This is a genomic window from Streptomyces sp. NPDC032472 (assembly GCF_040636955.1).
Taxonomy (GTDB): Bacteria; Actinomycetota; Actinomycetes; order Streptomycetales; family Streptomycetaceae; genus Streptomyces.
The window spans coordinates 21,330-40,512 of sequence record NZ_JBEZVK010000020.1 but is presented as its reverse complement, the minus strand read 5'-3'; the positions used below and the strand labels follow the sequence as shown (position 1 = coordinate 40,512).

The following is a 19,183-nucleotide window of genomic DNA, read 5'->3' as shown; positions in this document are numbered from 1 at the left end:
CGGTTACACCGCCTCGCGCAGGTCGAGGCCGATGTCCAGGATGGGCGAGGAGTGGGTGAGCGCGCCGACGGCCAGGAAGTCCACGCCCGTCTCGGCGTACGCCCGCGCGGTCTCCAGGGTGAGCCGACCGGAGGACTCCAGCGCGGCCCGGCCGGCCACCAGCGTGACGGCCTCCTCGGTCTCCGGGACGGTGAAGTTGTCCAGCAGGATCAGGTCGGCACCCGCGTCGATGACCGCGCGGACCTGGTGCATCGTGTCGACCTCGACCTCGATCGGCAGCTCCGGGTACGCCTCGCGCACGGCCCGGAACGCCTCGGCGACCCCGCCCGCCGCGATGACGTGGTTGTCCTTGACCAGCGCCGCGTCCGACAGGGACATGCGGTGGTTCACGCCGCCGCCGCAGCGCACCGCGTACTTCTCCAGCGAGCGCAGGCCCGGAGTCGTCTTGCGGGTGTCGCGGACCTTGGCCTTGGTGCCCTCCAGCACGTCCGCCCAGCGGCGGGTCGCCGTCGCGATGCCGGACAGCCGGCACACGATGTTCAGCGCGCTGCGCTCGGCGGTCAGCAGGTCGCGGGTGCGGGCCCGCACCGACAGCAGCACATCGCCCTTCTTCACGCTGTCGCCGTCCTCGGCGTGCCGCTCCACCTCGAAGGCCTCGGTGCACACCACCGAGAACACGGCCTCGGCGATCCGCAGACCGGCCACGACGCCGTCCTCGCGGGCGACGAAGTCCGCGATGGCCTCGGCCTCCTCGGGGACCGTCGCGACCGTGGTCACGTCCTCCCCGCCGTCGAGGTCCTCGGCCAGCGCCATGTGCGCGATGTCCTCGACCTCGACGGGGTCGAGGCCGGCGTCGGTCAGCAGCTGGGCGAGGGCCGGGTCCAGGCCGCTCTGCTCGCCGTCGCCGCAGCCGCAGTCGTCGCCGCAGCCGCCTTCGTTCTGGTCGATCAGGGGGAGTTCGGGGGTGCTCACGATGACTGCTCCTGGCTCAGGGGGTGCTGTACGGACGGGAGGTCCGCGGAGTCGGTGGGGGTGACGACCAGGGCCCGCCTCTCGGTGGCGGACAGCCGGACGACGAGGTGGCGGCGCCAGGCGGCGTCGTCGCGGTCGGGGAAGTCCTCGCGCCAGTGGCAGCCGCGGGTCTCCTCGCGCCGCAGGGCGGCGGCGACCAGCACCCGGGCCACGCACAGCAGGTTGGTGGCCTCCCAGGTCTCGGTGCCCGGCACGGCCGTCTTGCCCTCGGTCTCCAGGGCGGTGAGGGCGGTCGCGTACAGGTCCTCCAGGGCGGCCGCGGCCTCCTGCAGGGACGCGGCCGAGCGGAGCACGCCCGCGCCCTGCGTCATGATGCGCTGGACCTCGTACCGCGCCTCGGCGGGCTGCAGCGGGCCGGTCGACGGCACCGGTATGCCCGGCCCGCTGCCCGAGGCGGCGCTGCGGACGATGTCCGCGGCGATCCGCTCGGCGAAGACCAGGCCCTCCAGCAGGGAGTTGGACGCCAGCCGGTTCGCGCCGTGCACACCGGTGCAGGCGACCTCGCCGCACGCGTACAGGCCGGGAACCGTGGTCCGCCCGTGCAGGTCGGTGCGGACACCGCCGGACGCGTAGTGCGCGGCCGGGGCCACCGGGATCGGCTCGGTCACCGGGTCGATGCCGTGCGCCCGGCAGGCGGCCAGGATGGTCGGGAAGCGCTGCTCCCACATCTCGGCGCCGAAGTGCCGGGCGTCGAGGTACATGTGCTGCGCGCCCTGCTCCTGCATGCGGCGCATGATGCCCTTGGCGACGATGTCGCGCGGCGCCAGCTCGGCCAGCTCGTGCGCGCCCAGCATGAAGCGGACGCCGTCCGCGTCGACCAGGTGCGCGCCCTCGCCGCGGACCGCCTCCGACACCAGCGGCTGCTGGCCCTCCGCCTCCGGGCCGAGGAACAGCACCGTCGGGTGGAACTGCACGAACTCCAGGTCCGAGACCTCGGCCCCGGCGCGCAGCGCGAGCGCCACGCCGTCGCCGGTGGACACCGACGGGTTCGTGGTCGCGGAGAACACCTGCCCCATGCCGCCGGTCGCCAGGATCACGGCCGGCGCGTGGACGGCGCCGACGCCGTCGTGCTGGCCCTCGCCCATCACGTGCAGGGTGACGCCGGCCGTACGGCCCTCGGCGTCCTGCAGCAGGTCCAGGACCAGCGCGTTCTCCACCGTACGGATACCGGCGGCCTGCACCGCCTCGACCAGCGCGCGGGAGATCTCCGCGCCCGTCGCGTCGCCGCCGGCGTGCGCGATGCGGCGCCGGTGGTGGCCGCCCTCGCGGGTCAGCTCGATCTCGCCGGTCTCGGCGGAGGTGTCGAAGACGGCCCCCGTCTCGATCAGCCGGCGCACCGCGTCCGGCCCCTCGGTCACCAGCAGCCGGACCGCCGCCTCGTCGCACAGGCCGGCGCCCGCGACCAGGGTGTCGTCCAGGTGCTGCTCGGGGGTGTCGCCCTCGCCGAGGGCCGCGGCGATCCCGCCCTGCGCCCAGCGCGTCGAGCCGTCGTCCAGCCGGGCCTTGGTGACCACGACCGTACGGCGGCCCGCGGCGGCGCAGCGCAGCGCGGCGGTCAGGCCCGCCACGCCGGAGCCGACGACCACGACGTCGGCCTCGACGGCCCAGCCGGGGGCGGGGGCGTGCAGCCGTATGCCGGTACCGGCGGGGCCTGTGCCTGGGGTGCTCACGAGTGTGCTCCGAACTCCAATGGGATGTTGTCGATCAGCCGCGTCGAGCCGACCTTCGCGGCGACGGCCAGCACGGCCCGTCCGGTGAAGTCGGGGCCGACGTCGGTGAAGTCCTGCGGGTCCACCAGGGCCAGGTAGTCCAGGACCAGCGGCGGCTCGTGCCGGCCCGCCTCCTCCAGGACGTGCCGGGCCGCGGCCCGTACGGCGTCCGGCAGCCCGGTCCCGGCGGCGGACACGGCGTGCGCGTCCGCCGAGGCCCGGATCTCCCCGAGCCGCGCCAGGGCGGTCGCCCGCTCGTCGCTGGCCGGGTTGGCCTCGGCGCGGGCCCGCAGCGCGGCCTGCGCGGCGAGCCGGTCCCGGCCCGCGAACAGGGCGCGCGACAGGGCCAGCGCGGTGCGCCGCTCCGGGGTGGACAGGTAGCGGTTGCGGGAGGACAGCGCGAGACCGTCCTCCTCGCGGACGGTCGGTACGCCGACCACCTCGACCGGGAAGTTCAGGTCGGTCACCATCCGCCGGATCAGCGCCAGCTGCTGGGCGTCCTTCTGCCCGAACAGCGCCACGTCGGGCCGGGTGAGGTGGAGCAGCTTGGCGACGACGGTCAGCATCCCGTCGAAGTGCCCGGGCCGGGTCGCGCCCTCCAGGCGGCCGCCCATCGGGCCGGCGCTGATGCGGACCTGCGGGTCGCCGCCGGGGTACACCTCCTCGACGGCCGGCGCGAACACGGCGTCGGCGCCCGCCGCACGGGCGATCTCCAGGTCGGCGTCGAGGGTGCGCGGGTAGCGGTCGAGGTCCTCGTTCGCCCCGAACTGCAGCGGGTTGACGAACACGGTCACCACGACCTGCCCCGTGGGGCCGGCCTGCGCCCGCGCCGCCCGGACCAGCGTGGCGTGCCCCTCGTGCAGGGCGCCCATCGTCATCACGACGGCGCGCGGACCGGAACCCGAGCGCGGGAGTTTGGCCAGCTCCTCCGCGGTGTCGATCAGCAGCAGCTCGTGGCTCACCGGCCGTCGCTCCTTCCGGCGCCGTCCGCGCCGCCGTCTCCGGGCGCGGTGTCCACGCCGTCCGCAGTGTCCGCCAGGACCCCGAGGAGGTCCTCGGCGAGCTCCGGCTTGAGCAGGCCGTGCGCGAGGGCCCGGTCCGCGGTGGTACGGGCCATCGCCAGATAGCCGGCGACCGTGCCCGGCGCGTGCTTGCGCAGCTCCGACACGTGTGCCGCGACCGTGCCCGCGTCGCCGCGGGCCACCGGGCCGGTCAGCGCCGCGTCACCCGAGCGCAGGGCGTTGTCCAGGGCCGCGCCCAGCAGCGGGCCGAGCATCCGGTCGGGGTGCCCCACGCCCGCCTTGTGCAGCAGCTCCATCGCCTGGGCGACCAGGGTGACCAGGTGGTTCGCGCCGAGCGCCAGGGCCGCGTGGTACAGCGGGCGGGCGCCCTCGGCGATCCACTCGGGCTCCCCGCCCATCTCGATGACCAGCGCCTCCGCGGCCAGCCGGAGCTCCTCGGGGGCCGTCACGCCGAAGGAGCAGCCGGCCAGGCGCTGCACGTCGACCTCGGTGCCGGTGAACGTCATCGCGGGGTGCAGCGCCAGCGGCAGCGCGCCCGCCCGCCGAGCCGGGTCGAGCACCCCGGCCCCGTACCGGCCGGAGGTGTGCACGAGCAGCTGCCCGGGCCGCACCGCCCCCGTGTCGGCGAGCCCCTGCACCAGCGCGGGCAGCGCGTCGTCGGGCACGGTCAGCAGCACCAGGTCGGCCCGTTCGAGCACCTGCGCCGGGGTGACGAGCGGCACGTCGGGCAGCATCCGTTCCGCGCGCCGGCGGGAGGCGTCGGAGACGCCGGAGACGGCCACCGGGCGGTGGCCGGCCAGCTGCAGGGCGCGCGCCAGCGCGGGGCCGACCCGGCCGGCCCCGACGACGCCGACGGTCAGCCGGGCGGGTCGGGCGGACGGATCCCGGGGTTCCGTCTGATGGGGTGCGTTCACGCGGGTAGGGCCTTCCGTTCCAGTCCGCGGGGGGTACCGGACGATACGCCGCCATGCTAGCCCCTGGGCGAAGACGGCGATCAGCGATGATCTGGGTCATGACGGACGACATCGAACGGGCGAACCGGCTGGTGGAGGCGGCCCGCAGGGCCGAGCGCACCCTGTGGCGCGGCGTGCGCGAGGCCACCGTCGGCGAGCTGCTCGCGGGACTGGCCGCACCCGATCCCGACGAGCCGGCCGACCTGTACGGCGACGGCATCGTGACCCGGCTCGAGGAGCGGGTCGCCGAGCTGCTGGGCACGCAGGACGCCGCCTTCTTCCCCTCGGGCACCATGGCCCAGCAGATCGCCCTGCGCTGCTGGGCCGGCCGCACCGGGAACCCGCTGGTCGCCCTGCATCCGCGCAGCCACCCCGAGCTGTGGGAGGGCGGCGCGCTGCCCGTGGTCTCCGGCCTGCGCACGGTCCACCCGACGCGGGAGCCGCGCCAGCCGACGCCCGAGGAGATCGCGGAGCTGGCCGAGCCCTTCGGCACCCTGATGCTGGAGCTCCCGCTGCGCGACGCGGGCTTCCTCCTGCCCTCGTGGGAGGAGCTGGAGCAGCTCGTCGCGGCGGCCCGGGACCGCGACGCGGTGGTCCACTTCGACGGGGCCCGGCTGTGGGAGTCCACCGTCCACTTCGGCCGGAGCCTGCCGGAGATCGCCGGGCTCGCGGACTCCGTCTACGTCTCGTTCTACAAGTCGCTCGGCGGCCTCAGCGGGGCCGCCCTGGCCGGACCGTCCGCCCTGGTCGAGGAGGCCAGGGTCTGGCGGCACCGCTACGGCGGCCAGGTCTTCCGCCAGTTCCCGCAGGCCCTGTCGGCGCTGGCCGGGCTGGAGCGGGAGCTGCCGCTGCTGCCCTCGTACGTGGCGCACGCGCGGGTGGTGGCGGACGCCCTGGCCGAGGGCTTCGCCGCGGCCGGGATCCCGTGGTCCCGGATCCACCCGGGGGTCCCGCACACGCACCAGTTCCAGGTGTGGCTGCCGTACGAGCCGGCCCGGCTGACCGAGGCCGGGATCCGGCTCGCGGAGGAGACCGGCACCGTCCTGTTCCGCACCTGGTCGCCGGGCCCCGTCCCGGGCCTGGCGGTCACCGAGGTCACGGTCGCCGAGCCGGCCCTGACCTGGACCGCCGAGGACGTCGTGAAGTCCGTGGCGGCCTTCTTGGCCCGCCTGTAGCGCCCGCCCCGACGCACCGAATTCGGCCGAAGTGGCCGACTCCCAGGCGCCTCGGGGTTACCGTCCCACCACGGGAAGTACCAACCCGTCCCTCGGAGGAGAGACACCATGACCGCTCACCCCGCCTGGAAGAAGTCCTCGTACTGCCTCGAGGGCGACGCCTGCGTCTATGTGGCGGCGGCCCCCGGCCACCTGGTCCGAGTCGCCGACCGCGCCGACCCGGCCCACCTGATCCTGGCCACGACCCAAACGGCCTGGGCAGACTTCCTGGAAGCCGTAAAGAAATCCGGCTGACGCCTGACGGCTCGCCCAATCCGGCCCCGCCCAATCAGCCCCGCCGGCGTTTGAGGCACCCTCCCGGCCCCGCGGGCGAGGCGACCCTCCCAGCCCCGCCGGCGTTTGAGGCGAACGGGGTCCGGGGCGGAGTCCCGGGATACGGAGAAAGGGCGGGGCGGGGAGCAGCTCCGCGCAGCGGCAAGCGCCACCCGGCAACCGCACCCCACACCCCACACCCCGCACCACCAGGCACACCCCCGCCGCGCCGGTAACGCCACGGTCAGGGAATTTTGTCCGATTAGCGCGTATCTTCGGCGCATGCCCACGCCATACGGATCCCGCGGCGGCATGGCGTTCAGCGCCGCCGAACTGCGCGTGCTCAGGCGCACCCTCGCCGCCGCCCTCCAGTCCTCCACGGCCCCCCTGACGGCCGCAGAGGTCCAGGACTGCCTGCACCTCGCCCAGTCCGTGGACGACGCGGCCCAGGAGGCGGCACGGCTCAGAGCGTTCCTCCTCGCCGACCTCGCCCGCTACCGCAGCGCCCTGCCCGGCAGCCTCGCCGGCTACCTGGAGCTGTTCCAGGACGCCCTGGCCGCCGGCTACGAGCCCGCGCCCGACGACCTGGCGGCGCTGCGCGCCCTGCGCGCGAACCCGGTCGCGGCGGCGCTGCTGGAACGGGCCCAGGCCCTGGCCGAACGCTCCCTCAGACGCCGCCTGGCAGTCGGCCGCGTGGGCGCCGGCGCCGCCCGGCCGGCAGCCTGCCCCCCGCCTCCCCGCACCCGCCTGCTGGCCCTGCCCGGCGGCCGCGAGGAGCCACGCACCGGCCAGGCCGGCCACCCCGTCGGCCGCATCCCCTCCGCGGCGGCGGCCGCCGGCCCCGAGCGCCGCCCGGCCCCGGGCCCCACCGGCCCGAACCCGGGCCGCACCCCCTCCCCGAAGCAGCCCCAGGCCCCGACCCCGAAGCCGGCCCCGGCCCCGGCCCCGGCGCCGGCACCCTCCCGCCCCGTCCCGACCCCCGGCGAGGTGTTCCCGCCGCGCCGCAAGCCGGCCCCGCCCCCGGCGGCCGGGCTGGCGGCCGGGTAGCTACGCTGTGGGCATGGACTACGTTTCCGCGCTCGTTCCCCCCGTCGTGATGGCCGCGTTCTTCATCGGCCTCGTCGTGACGATCGTGAAGAGCCAGGGCGGCGCCAACAAGGCCAAGGAGGACGCGGCGGTCGACGCCGTGCTCTCCCGCGCCGAGGCCACCCGGCAGAGCACGCCCCGCTCCTGACGGGGCAATGCCCGACGGGCGTGCGGCTTTCGAGCCGTACGCCCGATTTTTGTTGCGCGTTGCCGACCGATGAGCCGGGCAATTCGGCACAACCGGCACTATCGTGCTGTTTGTGCCTCGCCCCTTGGGAGAACTCGAAGACGCCGTCATGACGCGGGTGTGGCAGTGGAACCGCCCGGTCACCGTTCGGGAAGTCCTGGAAGACCTCCAGCAGGAACGGTCCATCGCCTACACGACGGTCATGACGGTTATGGACAATCTCCATCAGAAGGGCTGGGTCCGCCGGGAAGCCGAAGGCCGGGCCTATCGATATACGGCGGTCTCCACCCGCGCCGCCTACTCGGCCGCACTGATGAACGAAGCCTGGTCGACGAGCGACAACCCGGCGGCCGCCCTCGTGGCCTTCTTCGGCATGATGTCCGCGGAACAGCGCGAAGCCCTTCGCGACGCCATCCGCATCGTCCAGCACGACGACGAGTCATCACCCGACTCCGCACCGTCCGCGGAAGCCACTTCTCCCGAAGCGGCCCCTGAAGCGGCCCCTGAACCGGCCTCCGAAGCCGGCCCGGAAGCAGCTCCGGAAGCCCCGGCCGGGAGCCCTCCCCCGGAAGGGGACTCCGCCGGGCGAGGGCCCGGACCGGGGCGATAGCGTCCGGGCATGGCCGAGATTTCCGCTGCACCTGCAAAAACGGTGACCATCCGCCGTGCCCGTACCGGTGATGTTCGCGAGCTCCGCCGCCTGCTCGACCAGTACGTGCAGCAGCGGATCCTCCTCGACAAAGCCCCCGTGACCCTTTACGAGGACATCCAGGAGTTCTGGGTCGCGGAACGGGACTCCGACGGCCAGGTGGTGGGCTGCGGAGCTCTCCACGTGATGTGGGAAGACCTCGCCGAAGTCCGCACTCTCGCCGTCGACCGCGAGTTGAAGGGCGCGGGAGTCGGCCATCAGCTCCTGCGCCAGTTGTTGGCCACCGCCCGCGAGCTCGGGGTCCGCAGGGTTTTCTGCCTGACCTTCGAAGTGGACTTCTTCGCGAAGCACGGCTTCGTCGAGATCGGCGAGACCCCGGTCGAGACCGATGTGTACATGGAGCTCCTGCGTTCCTATGACGAGGGCGTCGCCGAGTTCCTCGGTCTCGAACGAGTGAAGCCGAACACCTTGGGCAACAGCCGGATGCTTCTGCACCTCTGAACGATCACGGCGGCTTTTCCCGGGCTCCACGCACCTGTGGCCTATGTCCGAATCGCGCACGTTTCCCTCCTCGTTGCGGTCCTGAACCTCTCCCGGGGGGTTTGTGTTTTCCAGGCAAAAGCGGTTTCCTTTCCGCGTACTGCTTTTCGATGAAAGGAAATCCGGTGGCACAGAAGGTTCAGGTCCTTCTTGTCGACGACCTCGACGGTGGCGAGGCGGACGAGACCGTGACGTTCGCTCTGGATGGCAAGACCTACGAGATCGACCTCACCACCGCCAACGCGGAAAAGCTCCGTGGTCTGCTCGAGCCGTACACCAAGGGCGGCCGCCGCACCGGTGGCCGTGCCGCCGCGGGCCGTGCCAAGGGCCGCGCCGCTGCGAGCTCCGGCAACCCGGACACCGCCGAGATCCGCGCGTGGGCCAAGGCGCAGGGGATGAACGTCAACGACCGCGGGCGCGTCCCGGCGGAGATCCGCGAGGCCTACGAGAACGCCAAGGGCTGACCCCGCAGGGGTGTACGCCGCCTCAGGCGCGCCCGGTGGCACTCGGTGGCCGCCGCCGCGACCAGGCGTACGAGATCGGGCCCGACGGCCTCCCGTCGGGACCCGCCGCCCTGCCCGGGGCCGGGCAGGGCGGGCAGCAGCGCCTCGCACCCCGGCTCGGGGGGTCGCAGCCACACGGCGGCCCCCCGGGGACTTCCCTGCAGGTCCTCCCGGCCGGGAGGGACCGGGGCCGTGATCCGGCCGCCCTCGCCGGCGGCCGTGAGGTCCAGGGCGACCCCGCCCCATTCGAGCCAGTCGAGCAGCCCCGGCAGCTCCTCCGCGCTCCCCGCGGCCACCAGGAACCGCATCCTGCGCCCCATGACCGCCACCGGGCCCGTGGCGACGCGTCGGCGCATCAGGGCCGTGCCCGCGTCGGTCGGCAGCTCGAACACGTCGAACCGCGTCCCCGTGACCAGCTGCGGCGGCGGACCGCCCGCAACGGTCCAGCCGAGCACCTCCTCGTACCAGGACGCGTACGAACCTCCCGGTCCCCCGGAACCGGACCCCTCGACGGGGGCGCGGGGCGAGGGGAAGGTGACGGGTTCGGCGACAGTGGCGATGTCGAGGTCGATGTCGATGTCGGTGGCTGCCATGTCGGGAGCAACTCGGAACCGGCCTCCGAGTTACGCAGTGCACCCGACTCATTGCGGAACGTAAACGTCCGCCGCGGTGGAGTCCCACATTCGGGACGGAATCGTGTTCGCCCGTAGCGGAGGGAGGCGGTGCCGACGGCATGGACTGTCACTGCTTACGGGTAAGACATTCCTAGTGGATCGGGGCGACACGCTGATTTGAGCTGCTCCCGTTCGCCATCGGCGTACACGTGTGACGGGTATCTGCCTGGCCTGCGGGAACATCGTCTCGCACCATCGGGTTGGAGCAGTTGTCGGCTGTTGAAGCCGGTTTTCCCCACGGACATGGGGGTGAGCCGCGGACGGATGTCGGCAGTTGGAATGAGCTGTCCCGCCCCGCGGGACTAGCATGCGGAAGGACAGGGCGGGGACCGACCCCGAACTGCCCGACCGCTCTGAGGAGCGAATAACGATGTTCGAGAGGTTCACCGACCGCGCGCGGCGGGTTGTCGTCCTGGCTCAGGAAGAAGCCCGGATGCTCAACCACAACTACATCGGCACCGAGCACATCCTCCTGGGCTTGATCCACGAGGGTGAGGGTGTCGCCGCTAAGGCCCTGGAGAGCCTCGGGATTTCGCTCGAGGCTGTTCGCCAGCAGGTCGAGGAGATCATCGGCCAGGGCCAGCAGGCCCCGTCCGGCCACATCCCCTTCACCCCGCGGGCGAAGAAGGTCCTGGAGCTTTCGCTCCGAGAGGCCCTCCAGCTCGGCCACAACTACATCGGCACCGAGCACATCCTGCTCGGCCTGATCCGCGAGGGCGAGGGCGTCGCCGCCCAGGTCCTGGTGAAGCTGGGCGCCGATCTCAACCGGGTCCGTCAGCAGGTCATCCAGCTGCTCTCGGGCTACTCCGGCGGAGGCAAGGAGTCGGCCACGGCAGGCGGCCCGGCCGAGGGCACCCCCTCGACCTCGCTCGTCCTGGACCAGTTCGGCCGCAACCTCACCCAGGCGGCCCGCGAATCCAAGCTCGACCCGGTCATCGGGCGCGAGAAGGAGATCGAGCGGGTCATGCAGGTGCTGTCCCGCCGTACCAAGAACAACCCGGTCCTCATCGGCGAGCCCGGCGTCGGCAAGACCGCCGTCGTCGAGGGCCTGGCCCAGGCCATCGTCAAGGGCGAGGTGCCCGAGACCCTCAAGGACAAGCACCTCTACACCCTCGACCTGGGCGCGCTCGTCGCCGGTTCCCGCTACCGCGGTGACTTCGAGGAGCGCCTGAAGAAGGTCCTCAAGGAGATCCGCACCCGCGGCGACATCATCCTGTTCATCGACGAGCTCCACACGCTGGTCGGTGCGGGTGCCGCGGAAGGCGCCATCGACGCGGCCTCGATCCTGAAGCCGATGCTGGCCCGCGGCGAGCTCCAGACCATCGGTGCCACCACGCTGGACGAGTACCGCAAGCACCTGGAGAAGGACGCGGCCCTGGAGCGCCGCTTCCAGCCCATCCAGGTCGCCGAGCCCTCGCTCCCGCACACCATCGAGATCCTCAAGGGCCTGCGCGACCGCTACGAGGCCCACCACCGCGTCTCCATCACGGACGAGGCCCTCGTGCAGGCGGCCACCCTGGCCGACCGGTACATCTCGGACCGCTTCCTGCCGGACAAGGCGATCGACCTGATCGACGAGGCCGGCTCCCGGATGCGCATCCGCCGGATGACCGCTCCGCCGGACCTCCGCGAGTTCGACGAGAAGATCGCGGGCGTGCGCCGCGACAAGGAGTCGGCCATCGACTCCCAGGACTTCGAGAAGGCGGCTTCCCTCCGCGACACGGAGAAGCAGCTGCTGGCGGCGAAGGCCAAGCGCGAGAAGGAATGGAAGGCCGGCGACATGGACGTCGTCGCCGAGGTCGACGGCGAGCTCATCGCCGAGGTCCTCGCGACCGCGACCGGCATCCCGGTCTTCAAGCTGACCGAGGAGGAGTCCAGCCGACTGCTCCGCATGGAGGACGAGCTGCACAAGCGCGTCATCGGTCAGAAGGACGCCATCAAGGCCCTTTCCCAGGCCATCCGCCGTACGCGGGCCGGTCTGAAGGACCCGAAGCGCCCCGGTGGCTCGTTCATCTTCGCCGGCCCGTCCGGTGTCGGTAAGACCGAGCTCTCCAAGACGCTCGCCGAATTCCTCTTCGGCGACGAGGACGCGCTGATCTCCCTCGACATGTCGGAGTTCAGCGAGAAGCACACGGTTTCCCGCCTCTTCGGTTCGCCCCCCGGCTACGTGGGCTACGAAGAGGGCGGCCAGCTCACCGAGAAGGTGCGCCGCAAGCCGTTCTCCGTCGTCCTCTTCGACGAGGTCGAGAAGGCCCACCCGGATATCTTCAATTCCCTTCTCCAGATCCTGGAGGACGGTCGCCTGACCGACTCCCAGGGCCGGGTCGTGGACTTCAAGAACACGGTCATCATCATGACGACCAACCTGGGTACCCGGGACATCTCGAAGGGCTTCAACCTGGGCTTCGCCGCCCAGGGCGACGTCAAGACCGGCTACGAGCGGATGAAGGCCAAGGTCAACGAGGAGCTCAAGCAGCACTTCCGGCCGGAGTTCCTCAACCGCGTCGACGACACGGTCGTCTTCCACCAGCTGTCGCAGGAGGACATCATCCAGATCGTCGACCTGATGATCGCCAAGGTCGACGAGCGCCTGAAGGACCGCGACATGGGCATCGAGCTGAGCGGCGACGCCAAGCTCCTGCTCGCCAAGCGGGGCTACGACCCGATCCTGGGCGCCCGCCCGCTGCGCCGGACCATCCAGCGCGAGATCGAGGACATCCTGTCGGAGAAGATCCTCTTCGGCGAGCTGCGCCCCGGTCACATCGTGGTCGTCGGCAAGGAGGGTGAGGGCGAAGAGGCCAAGTTCACCTTCCGCGGCGAGGAGAAGTCGGCCCTGCCGGACATCCCGCCGATCGAGGCCTCGGGCTCTGGGCCGGACCTCAGCAAGGGTGCGTAAGGCCTGGCCGGTTTAGCCGGCATAGGCAAGGGGCGGCCCCGGAACCGTTTGGTTCCGGGGCCGCCCTTTTGCGCGGGTTGCTCCTTGCGTGGGCCGCCCCTTTGGGTTGGGTTGCTCCTTGCGTGGGCCGCCCCTTTGGGTTGGGTTGCCCCTTGCGTGGGCCGCCCCCTTTGGGTCGGGTTGCTCCTTGCGTGGGTCGCCCTTTTGCGTGGGTTGCTCCGGCTGCCCCGGGTGACAAGCCGCACAGGGCAAAACGGACCTCCTATGGGATTTCGTAGGCGGGATGTTCTTTTTGTCCGATTTTGGGGGTTGGAGGGGTGGGGGTGGGCGGTGGCCGTTGTGCCTGGTACCGGCCTGGGCGGGAGGGGGGCAACGGGGTGCGTCACACCGGCGTGGGCTACGAGGGGCGGTAGTAAACGGGAGGTTTGGGGATAGGCGGGGGCACGGGTTACCAAGGTTGGGCAAGCCCGGCATTCGCTCTCCAGCGTGCCGGGTGGCTTCCTGCCCGAGACCGGCGCACGAGGCCCTCAGCGCCCCTGTTCCCGGCCTCGGAGGTCCGTTCATGTCCGCGAAGCGCGTCACCGTCCGCACCCGCCGCACCCGTATCGCCATCGGCGCCACTGCCCTCGGCGCGGCCCTGGCTCTCGGGGCCGGGACGACCGCCGCCTTCGCCGACGAGGCCCCCCAGACCGTCCTGACCGGCACCGCCGAGCTGGTCGCCGCGCAGGCCGCCGCCCAGGCGTCCGCCGCGCAGGCTGCTGCCGAGCAGGCCGCCGCCAAGGCCGCCGCTGTGGCGTGGCAGAAGCCGGTCGCCGTGTACACGCTGTCGGCGACGTTCGGCAAGGGCGGCACCCTGTGGTCCCACAAGCACTCGGGCCAGGACTTCGCCTGCCCCGTGGGCACCCCGGTCAAGGCCGTGCACGACGGCGTCGTCGTCAAGGCCGGCCCCAATGGTGCGGGTGACGGTCCGGCGTACGGCAACGCCATCGTGATCAAGCACGCGGACAGCACGTACTCCCAGTACGCGCACCTGTCGAAGATCAAGGTCTCGATCGGCCAGAAGGTCGCCAAGGGCGCCCTGATCGGGCTGTCCGGCAACACCGGCAACTCGACCGGCCCCCACCTGCACTTCGAGATCAGGACCACCCCGAACTACGGGTCGGCCGTGAACCCGGTGACCTTCCTTCGGGCGGCTGGGGTCACCGTCTGAGTTGTCCGCCCCGTCTGGGGTGGTGCGGTTCGGTTTGCTCTGCAGGGGCGTGGCTGTTCAGCCACGCCCCTGTCGGTTCAGAAGAGCAGCCATGCTCCCGTCGGCTTCGTCGACGGGTCGACCTTGCCCGCCTTGAGGGCGTCGATCTGGGCCGGGGAGAGGGCCACGTCGTAGGTGTGGATGGTGTCCATGGCACCGCTCCACGCGGCGGTCCACTTGTCCTCGTGGCGGGAGCGGGCCAGCTGGAGCGGACCCTGCGCCTGGTAGACGCCCGAGACCGCGGTCTCGCCGGCCTTCTTGCCGTTCACGTACAGCGCGATGAGCTTGCGCTCGGCGTCGTACGTCGCCGTCAGCTCCGCGAACGTCTTCTCCATCTTGGGGCTCTCGCTGCTGACGACCTGCGTCGTCGCATCGGCGCCTTGGTCGCCGGTCTGGACGCGGAAGATCCAGGCCGGCTTTCCGTTCACCTGGTCCAGGCCCAGTTCGAACGAGAACGACTTCTCGCTGCCCTGGCTGACGGCGATCTGCCGGCCCTTGGGGGAGCGGTTCCAGACGCGGGCCGAGACGGTGAAGCTCTTGGACGTGTCGACCACGCGCTTCTCGGACTCGGCGTACGAGTTCTCGCTGCCCTTGGTGCGGATCTCGAAGCGCTTGTCGATCGGGAAGACCCCCGCGTCGGCGCCCATCTTCAGCGGCGCCTTGCCGGCGCGGTCGCGGATCTGGGTGGGGTCGTCCTTGACGGTCGGGGTGTTGTCGACCGGGGCCTTGCTCTTGGAGCCGCTGGGGGAGGGCGAGGCGGGGGAGGAGGACGGGGTGGTGGGCTTGTTCGCCTCGGTTTTGGTGTTGTCCTCGTCTCCGAGGAGGAAGAACGTTCCGCCTCCGGCGAGCAGCGCCAGGACCGTCACGCCGCCGGCGATCATCCAAAGCTTCTTCTTGCGCCGCTCGGCCGCCGAGCGGTCGGCCATGGCCTCCCAGTCGGGCTGGTCGGATGTGGGCGGGGGGAGGAAGGCGCCGGGGGGCTGGTTTCCGGGCAGGCCGTCCTGGACCGGGAGGCCGGCCGGGGGCCACTGGGCCGGGGGGACGTTCGGGTTCTGCTGGAAGGGGGCGGGGGGCGCGGGCGGGGTGCCGGGGGCGCCGGTGGCCGGGGGTGCGGCGGGGCCGGGGGTCGGGGCGCCCGGCGTCGGGGCGGCCGGGGCGGGGGTCGGGGCCGGGGTCGGGGCGGCCGGGGCGGCGGGGGTGCCCTGCTGGTACGGGTTCGGCTGGCCCGGCTGCGGGTAGCCGTAGCCGGGCTGGGCGGGGGCGGGCGGTGCGCCGGGTGCGCCGGGGGCGGGTGCGCCGGGAGCCGGGGTGCCGGGTGCGGGCGGGGTCGGGGTCGGGGTCGGGGCAGGGCCGAAGGCGCCGCCCGGGGCCGGGGTGCCGGGGTAGCCGTAGCCGCCGGGTGCCGGCGGGACCGGCGGGAACCCGTAGCCACCGTTCCCCGGGGCGGGCTCGGGCTGCGGGCTGGTCGGGGGATTCTTACCGTCGGTCATGTCACGGATGCTAAAACACCGGACCGCACGGCTGTACGGGCCGGTGCCGATCCGTGATCCTCGCCGGGCGGGATCGGGAGGTCTACGGGGGTTTCCCGGCAGCCCATTGTCCTTTCGGTTCGCACCGGCCCGTCAAGGGCGCTCCTGCGTCGCGTCGCTTCGCGATGGCCTTCGGCCACCCTTGACGGGCCGGCACGACCCGAAATGCCAACAGACTGCCGGGAAGCCCCCGAAGGATGGCCTGGGGGTCGTGTGCCCTCTTGGCCTTGTCCGAGATGCCGGGCTTGGTTCAGGGCGCCTCAGATCGCTACGTGGGCGTCCTGGGTTGGCGGCCTCGGGTTGGGTCGGGGCGCCTTCGATCGCTGCGTGGGTGTCTTGGGTTGGCGGACTCGGGTCGAATCAGATTTGGATGATCGGGAAGCTGCCCGTTGTCGTCGGGGCGTGTTCCGGGAGCCAGAGGACGGCCACGGCGCCTGCCGAGGCGGGTTCGCGGTCCGGGCCGGGTGGGGCTGCCACGTTGCGGAACGTCAGGCGGGCGCCCAGGACGCGGGCTTGGCCTTCGGCGATGGTGAGGCCGAGGCCGTGGCCGACTCCGGCGCGGTCGGTGGAGCCCGTACGGAAGCGGCTCGGGCCCTCGCGGAGGAGGGCTTCGGGGAAGCCGGGGCCGTGGTCGCGGACGCGGACGACGCGGCCCTCGATGTCGACCTGGACTGGGGGGTGGCCGTAGCGGGCGGCGTTGGCCAGGAGGTTGCCGAGGATGCGTTCGAGGCGGCGGGGGTCGGTGCTGACGATTTCGTCGGCGACGACGCGGACGGAGGCTTCGGGCATGAGGGCTGCCACGCGGCGGCTGACGAATTCGCCCAGGGCCACGTCCTGGAGTTCGGCTCGTTCCGATGCGCCGTCCAGGCGGGCCACTTCGAGGACGTCCTCGACCAGGACACGCATGGCCTGGGCGCGGTCGCGGACCAGTTCGGTGGGGCGGCCGGGAGGGAGGAGTTCCGCGGCGGTCAGGAGGCCCGTGACGGGGGTGCGCAGTTCGTGGGCGATGTCGGCGGTGACGCGGCGTTCGGCCTCCAGGCGTTGCTGGAGGGCGTCGGCCATGGCGTCCACGGCGCGGGCGAGGTCGTCCGTTTCGTCGCGGACGACGCCGCCGACGGCGTCGCGGACGCGGACGTCCGGGTCGCCGTGTGCGACGCGCTGGGCGGCGGCCGCGGCTTTGCGGAGGCGGCGGGAGATCTGGCCGCCGATCAGGACGCCGAAGGCTGCGCCCGTGACGACGGCCGAGAGCGAGCCCACCATGAGGGCGCGGTCCAGGTCGCGCATCAGTTTGGCGCTGTCCTTGAACGTGGTGTGGAGGGAGAGGACCTGGCCGTTGCCCAGGGGGACGGCGGCCCAGACCTCGGGGAGGCCCTTGGGGGACTCCTGGATGTACGTGCCGCGGCGGCCCGACTTCGCTTTTTCGCGGAGGTCGGTGGGGAGGTCGGGGTCGTTCAGCTTGGCGCCCATGGGCGGCCTGCGGCCGGCCTCGACGTTGCGGGAGATGAACTGCACCCGGTCGAGCTGCACCTCGCGGGCGCTGTCCAGCATCGACGTGCGGGCACCGCTGTGCACGACCAGGCTCAGCGCGACGACGACGAGCGCGGCGACGGAGGCGATGGCCGTGGCGATCTTCCAGCGGATGCCCGTGCGGAAGGTGAAGCGTCTCATCCCTTGAGCTTGTATCCGAAGCCCCGGACCGTTTCGATGCGGTCCTGTCCGATCTTGGTGCGCAGGCGCTGTACGTGGACGTCGACGACGCGGGTGTCGCCGCCCCAGTCGTAGTCCCAGACGCGTTCCAGGAGGCGGTCGCGGGAGAGCACCGTGTTGGGGGCCGAGGAGAATTCGAGGAGCAGGCGCATTTCCGTGGGGGTGAGGGCCACCGGGGCGCCGGACTTGCGGACCTCCATGCCTTCTGTGTCGACTTCCAGGTCGCCGAAGGTGAGGGTGCCTCGTTCCGTGGTGTCGTCGTCGGCTGGTTCGGTGTTGTTGCCCGCGTGGCCGAAGCGGCGCAGGACCGCGCGGATGCGGGCCACCAGGACGGAGCCGTCGAAGGGCTTGGTGACGTAGTCGTCCGCGCCGGCCTCCAGGCCGAGGACCACGTCGATGGAGTCGGCGCGGGCCGAGAGCATGATGACCGGGACGGTCGACTCGTCGCGGATGCGGCGGCACAGGCTCACGCCGTCCATGCCGGGGACCATCACGTCGAGCAGGGCGATGTCGGGCCGGTCGGCCCGGAAGGACTCCAGGCCGGAGAGGCCGTCGGGCATGGCGGTGACCTCGAACCCGTCGCGCTCCAGCGCCAGGGTCGTGGCCTCGCGGATGACGTCGTCGTCCTCCACGAACAGGACATGGGTCATGCGCAGGCCTCAGTTCCTCTGGCTGATCGCCGGTGCGGGCTGGGCCCCGCCGTCGATGTTGCTGTAGTCGGTGTGCACGCGGTCCTGTTCGGCGAACTTCTCGCCGTTCCAGTGGTAGGTGATCACGTCCTCGCCGGACGGGTAGGCGAGCGCGTCGCTCTTGCCGTAGACCGGCTTGGTGAGCACCAGGTCGCCCCGGTCGATCTCCGCGTAGACGGGCGGCTGCTCGTCCGAGAAGACATTCTCGTACCTGTTGTTGATGGATCGGTACACGTACGAGCCGCGTCCCAGCGCGTCGGCGCAGGACAGGACGTTGACGACGATGTCCGTGACGGTGTTGTCCGTCAGCTTTCCGTAGCTGACGTCCACCGGGTACTCCTTGCCCGTGCAGGGCTTGAGGTCCCGTTTGACCTCGGCTCCGACCTTCGGGTCCGCCATGAGGAGGGCGATCGGGTCGACCTTCTTGTACGGGCGGCTCTGGGTGGGGGAGGGGGGCGGGGTGCTCGCCCCGCCCGTTTTCGCCACCGCCTCCGTGCGGGCCGGGCCGCCGTCGCGCAGGCCCGTGCCGGTGGTCGAGCAACCGGCCGCGAACAGCACAGTGCCGACGAGGACGACCGTCCCCGCCGACATCAATACCAGCGGACCTCTGCCGCTCAAGGTTTGGCCATTCAGGCCGCGCACCGCTCACGCCCCTCGTACCTGGTGGTGTGTTCACCGCGCTCCAGCGCGCGCAGGTCCAGGTCCCGGCTCTCCAGTTCCTGCCGGAGACGGGCCAGCGCACGGTGCAGGGTGCTCTTCACGGTACCCGTAGACATGCCGAGAGCGGCAGCGGTCTCCTCCGTGCTCATCTGCTCCCAGTGCCGCAGGACCACCACGCTGCGCTGCTTCGGCGCGAGCACCTTGAGGATGTCCATCAGCAGGGCGCGGTCGGCGCGCTGCTCGGTGCCGTCCTCGACGGAGGCGTCCGGGAGCTGCTCGGTGGGGACCTCTTCGAGCTTGCGGGCGCGCCACCACTCCGTACGGGTGTTGATCATGACGCGGCGCAGGTAGGCGTCGGCGAGGGCCTTGTCGGCGATGCCGTCCCAGCGGCCGTAGGTGCGCACCAGGGCGGTCTGGAGGAGGTCCTGGGCGTCGGTGGGGTCCGGGACCAGGCGCCGGGCGCTGCGCAGCAGCGCGTCCTGCCGGCTGCGTACGTACTCTTCGAATCCGAGTACCTCGCCGTGCGCCATCTCTGACCGCCTCCGTTCCGTGCACTGCTCCTGCCCGACGGGAGACGACGGTACGGAGGCGTTGTCACGAGCCTGTGCGGG

At 72.1% G+C, this 19,183-nt stretch carries 19 protein-coding genes; 9 read left to right on the top strand and 10 right to left on the bottom strand.

Annotated elements, in window-relative coordinates; genetic code table 11:
- Positions 1 to 3: 3 nt before the first annotated feature.
- The 4 genes from nadC to AB0F11_RS15960 are packed head-to-tail and all read right to left on the bottom strand — an operon-like array spanning position 4 to position 4,677.
- A complete protein-coding gene (gene nadC, locus AB0F11_RS15975; protein ID WP_362173125.1) occupies positions 4 to 972 on the bottom strand; it encodes a carboxylating nicotinate-nucleotide diphosphorylase in 969 nt (322 codons plus the stop codon).
- Positions 969 to 2,702 carry an L-aspartate oxidase gene (locus AB0F11_RS15970; RefSeq protein ID WP_362173122.1) on the bottom strand — a complete coding sequence of 578 codons (1,734 nt, stop codon included), beginning with the start codon at positions 2,700 to 2,702 and terminating at the stop codon, positions 969 to 971. The genes nadC and AB0F11_RS15970 overlap by 4 nt, the downstream gene beginning before the upstream one ends.
- A complete protein-coding gene (panC, locus tag AB0F11_RS15965) occupies positions 2,699 to 3,703 on the bottom strand; it encodes a pantoate--beta-alanine ligase (protein WP_362173120.1) in 1,005 nt (334 codons plus the stop codon). The genes AB0F11_RS15970 and panC overlap by 4 nt, the downstream gene beginning before the upstream one ends.
- On the bottom strand, positions 3,700 to 4,677 hold the full coding sequence (locus tag AB0F11_RS15960; RefSeq protein ID WP_362173117.1) for a DUF2520 domain-containing protein: 978 nt from the start codon (positions 4,675 to 4,677) through the stop codon (positions 3,700 to 3,702). Before AB0F11_RS15960 ends, panC begins: the two co-directional genes overlap by 4 nt.
- Before the next feature lie 98 nt (positions 4,678 to 4,775).
- On the opposite strand from AB0F11_RS15960, the gene AB0F11_RS15955 reads away from it, so the two are divergent.
- From AB0F11_RS15955 to AB0F11_RS15925, 7 genes are all read left to right on the top strand, one after another.
- A complete protein-coding gene (locus AB0F11_RS15955; RefSeq protein ID WP_362173114.1) occupies positions 4,776 to 5,891 on the top strand; it encodes a beta-eliminating lyase-related protein in 1,116 nt (371 codons plus the stop codon).
- A 108-nt stretch (positions 5,892 to 5,999) separates the two neighbouring features.
- Positions 6,000 to 6,185, top strand: a complete 186-nt coding sequence (locus AB0F11_RS15950; protein WP_362173111.1) for a DUF397 domain-containing protein — start codon at positions 6,000 to 6,002, stop codon at positions 6,183 to 6,185.
- Positions 6,186 to 6,485: 300 nt separating this feature from the next.
- Positions 6,486 to 7,250, top strand: coding sequence for a hypothetical protein (locus AB0F11_RS15945; protein ID WP_362173108.1), 765 nt, complete (start codon positions 6,486 to 6,488; stop codon positions 7,248 to 7,250).
- Between the two features lie 13 nt (positions 7,251 to 7,263).
- Positions 7,264 to 7,437 carry a hypothetical protein gene (locus AB0F11_RS15940; protein WP_362173106.1) on the top strand — a complete coding sequence of 58 codons (174 nt, stop codon included), beginning with the start codon at positions 7,264 to 7,266 and terminating at the stop codon, positions 7,435 to 7,437.
- A 112-nt stretch (positions 7,438 to 7,549) separates the two neighbouring features.
- Positions 7,550 to 8,086: a BlaI/MecI/CopY family transcriptional regulator gene (locus tag AB0F11_RS15935; protein WP_362173103.1), complete on the top strand. Its 537-nt coding sequence runs from the start codon at positions 7,550 to 7,552 to the stop codon at positions 8,084 to 8,086.
- Positions 8,087 to 8,095: 9 nt separating this feature from the next.
- A complete protein-coding gene (locus tag AB0F11_RS15930) occupies positions 8,096 to 8,626 on the top strand; it encodes an amino-acid N-acetyltransferase (RefSeq protein WP_362173100.1) in 531 nt (176 codons plus the stop codon).
- Positions 8,627 to 8,790: 164 nt separating this feature from the next.
- Positions 8,791 to 9,129: an Lsr2 family protein gene (locus AB0F11_RS15925; RefSeq protein WP_360639990.1), complete on the top strand. Its 339-nt coding sequence runs from the start codon at positions 8,791 to 8,793 to the stop codon at positions 9,127 to 9,129.
- Here AB0F11_RS15925 and AB0F11_RS15920 read toward each other — a convergent pair.
- Positions 9,108 to 9,761 (bottom strand): SCO3374 family protein, encoded by a 654-nt coding sequence (locus tag AB0F11_RS15920; RefSeq protein ID WP_362173097.1) that lies wholly within the window; start codon positions 9,759 to 9,761, stop codon positions 9,108 to 9,110. The two genes, AB0F11_RS15925 and AB0F11_RS15920, sit on opposite strands and share 22 nt — an antisense overlap.
- A gap of 451 nt (positions 9,762 to 10,212) precedes the next feature.
- On the opposite strand from AB0F11_RS15920, the gene AB0F11_RS15915 reads away from it, so the two are divergent.
- Together AB0F11_RS15915 and AB0F11_RS15910 are read left to right on the top strand one after the other, a co-directional pair.
- Entirely contained in the window at positions 10,213 to 12,738 is a 2,526-nt protein-coding gene (locus AB0F11_RS15915) for an ATP-dependent Clp protease ATP-binding subunit (protein WP_362173095.1), read from the top strand.
- A gap of 562 nt (positions 12,739 to 13,300) precedes the next feature.
- Positions 13,301 to 13,948 carry a M23 family metallopeptidase gene (locus AB0F11_RS15910; protein ID WP_362173093.1) on the top strand — a complete coding sequence of 216 codons (648 nt, stop codon included), beginning with the start codon at positions 13,301 to 13,303 and terminating at the stop codon, positions 13,946 to 13,948.
- Positions 13,949 to 14,025: 77 nt separating this feature from the next.
- Here AB0F11_RS15910 and AB0F11_RS15905 read toward each other — a convergent pair whose 3' ends face one another.
- From AB0F11_RS15905 to AB0F11_RS15885, 5 genes are all read right to left on the bottom strand, one after another.
- Positions 14,026 to 15,477 carry a LamG-like jellyroll fold domain-containing protein gene (locus AB0F11_RS15905; protein ID WP_362173090.1) on the bottom strand — a complete coding sequence of 484 codons (1,452 nt, stop codon included), beginning with the start codon at positions 15,475 to 15,477 and terminating at the stop codon, positions 14,026 to 14,028.
- Between the two features lie 399 nt (positions 15,478 to 15,876).
- Positions 15,877 to 17,184: a two-component system sensor histidine kinase CseC gene (gene cseC / locus AB0F11_RS15900; protein ID WP_362173087.1), complete on the bottom strand. Its 1,308-nt coding sequence runs from the start codon at positions 17,182 to 17,184 to the stop codon at positions 15,877 to 15,879.
- The gene (cseB, locus tag AB0F11_RS15895; RefSeq protein ID WP_362173084.1) at positions 17,181 to 17,873 is read right to left on the bottom strand and encodes a two-component system response regulator CseB; all 693 of its coding nucleotides are present in this window, start codon (positions 17,871 to 17,873) and stop codon (positions 17,181 to 17,183) included. Before cseB ends, cseC begins: the two co-directional genes overlap by 4 nt.
- 9 nt (positions 17,874 to 17,882) lie before the next feature.
- Positions 17,883 to 18,503, bottom strand: a complete 621-nt coding sequence (locus AB0F11_RS15890) for a hypothetical protein (RefSeq protein ID WP_362173082.1) — start codon at positions 18,501 to 18,503, stop codon at positions 17,883 to 17,885.
- Positions 18,504 to 18,541: 38 nt separating this feature from the next.
- Positions 18,542 to 19,102 (bottom strand): SigE family RNA polymerase sigma factor, encoded by a 561-nt coding sequence (locus tag AB0F11_RS15885; RefSeq protein ID WP_362173079.1) that lies wholly within the window; start codon positions 19,100 to 19,102, stop codon positions 18,542 to 18,544.
- Between the last annotated feature and the right edge of the window lie 81 nt (positions 19,103 to 19,183).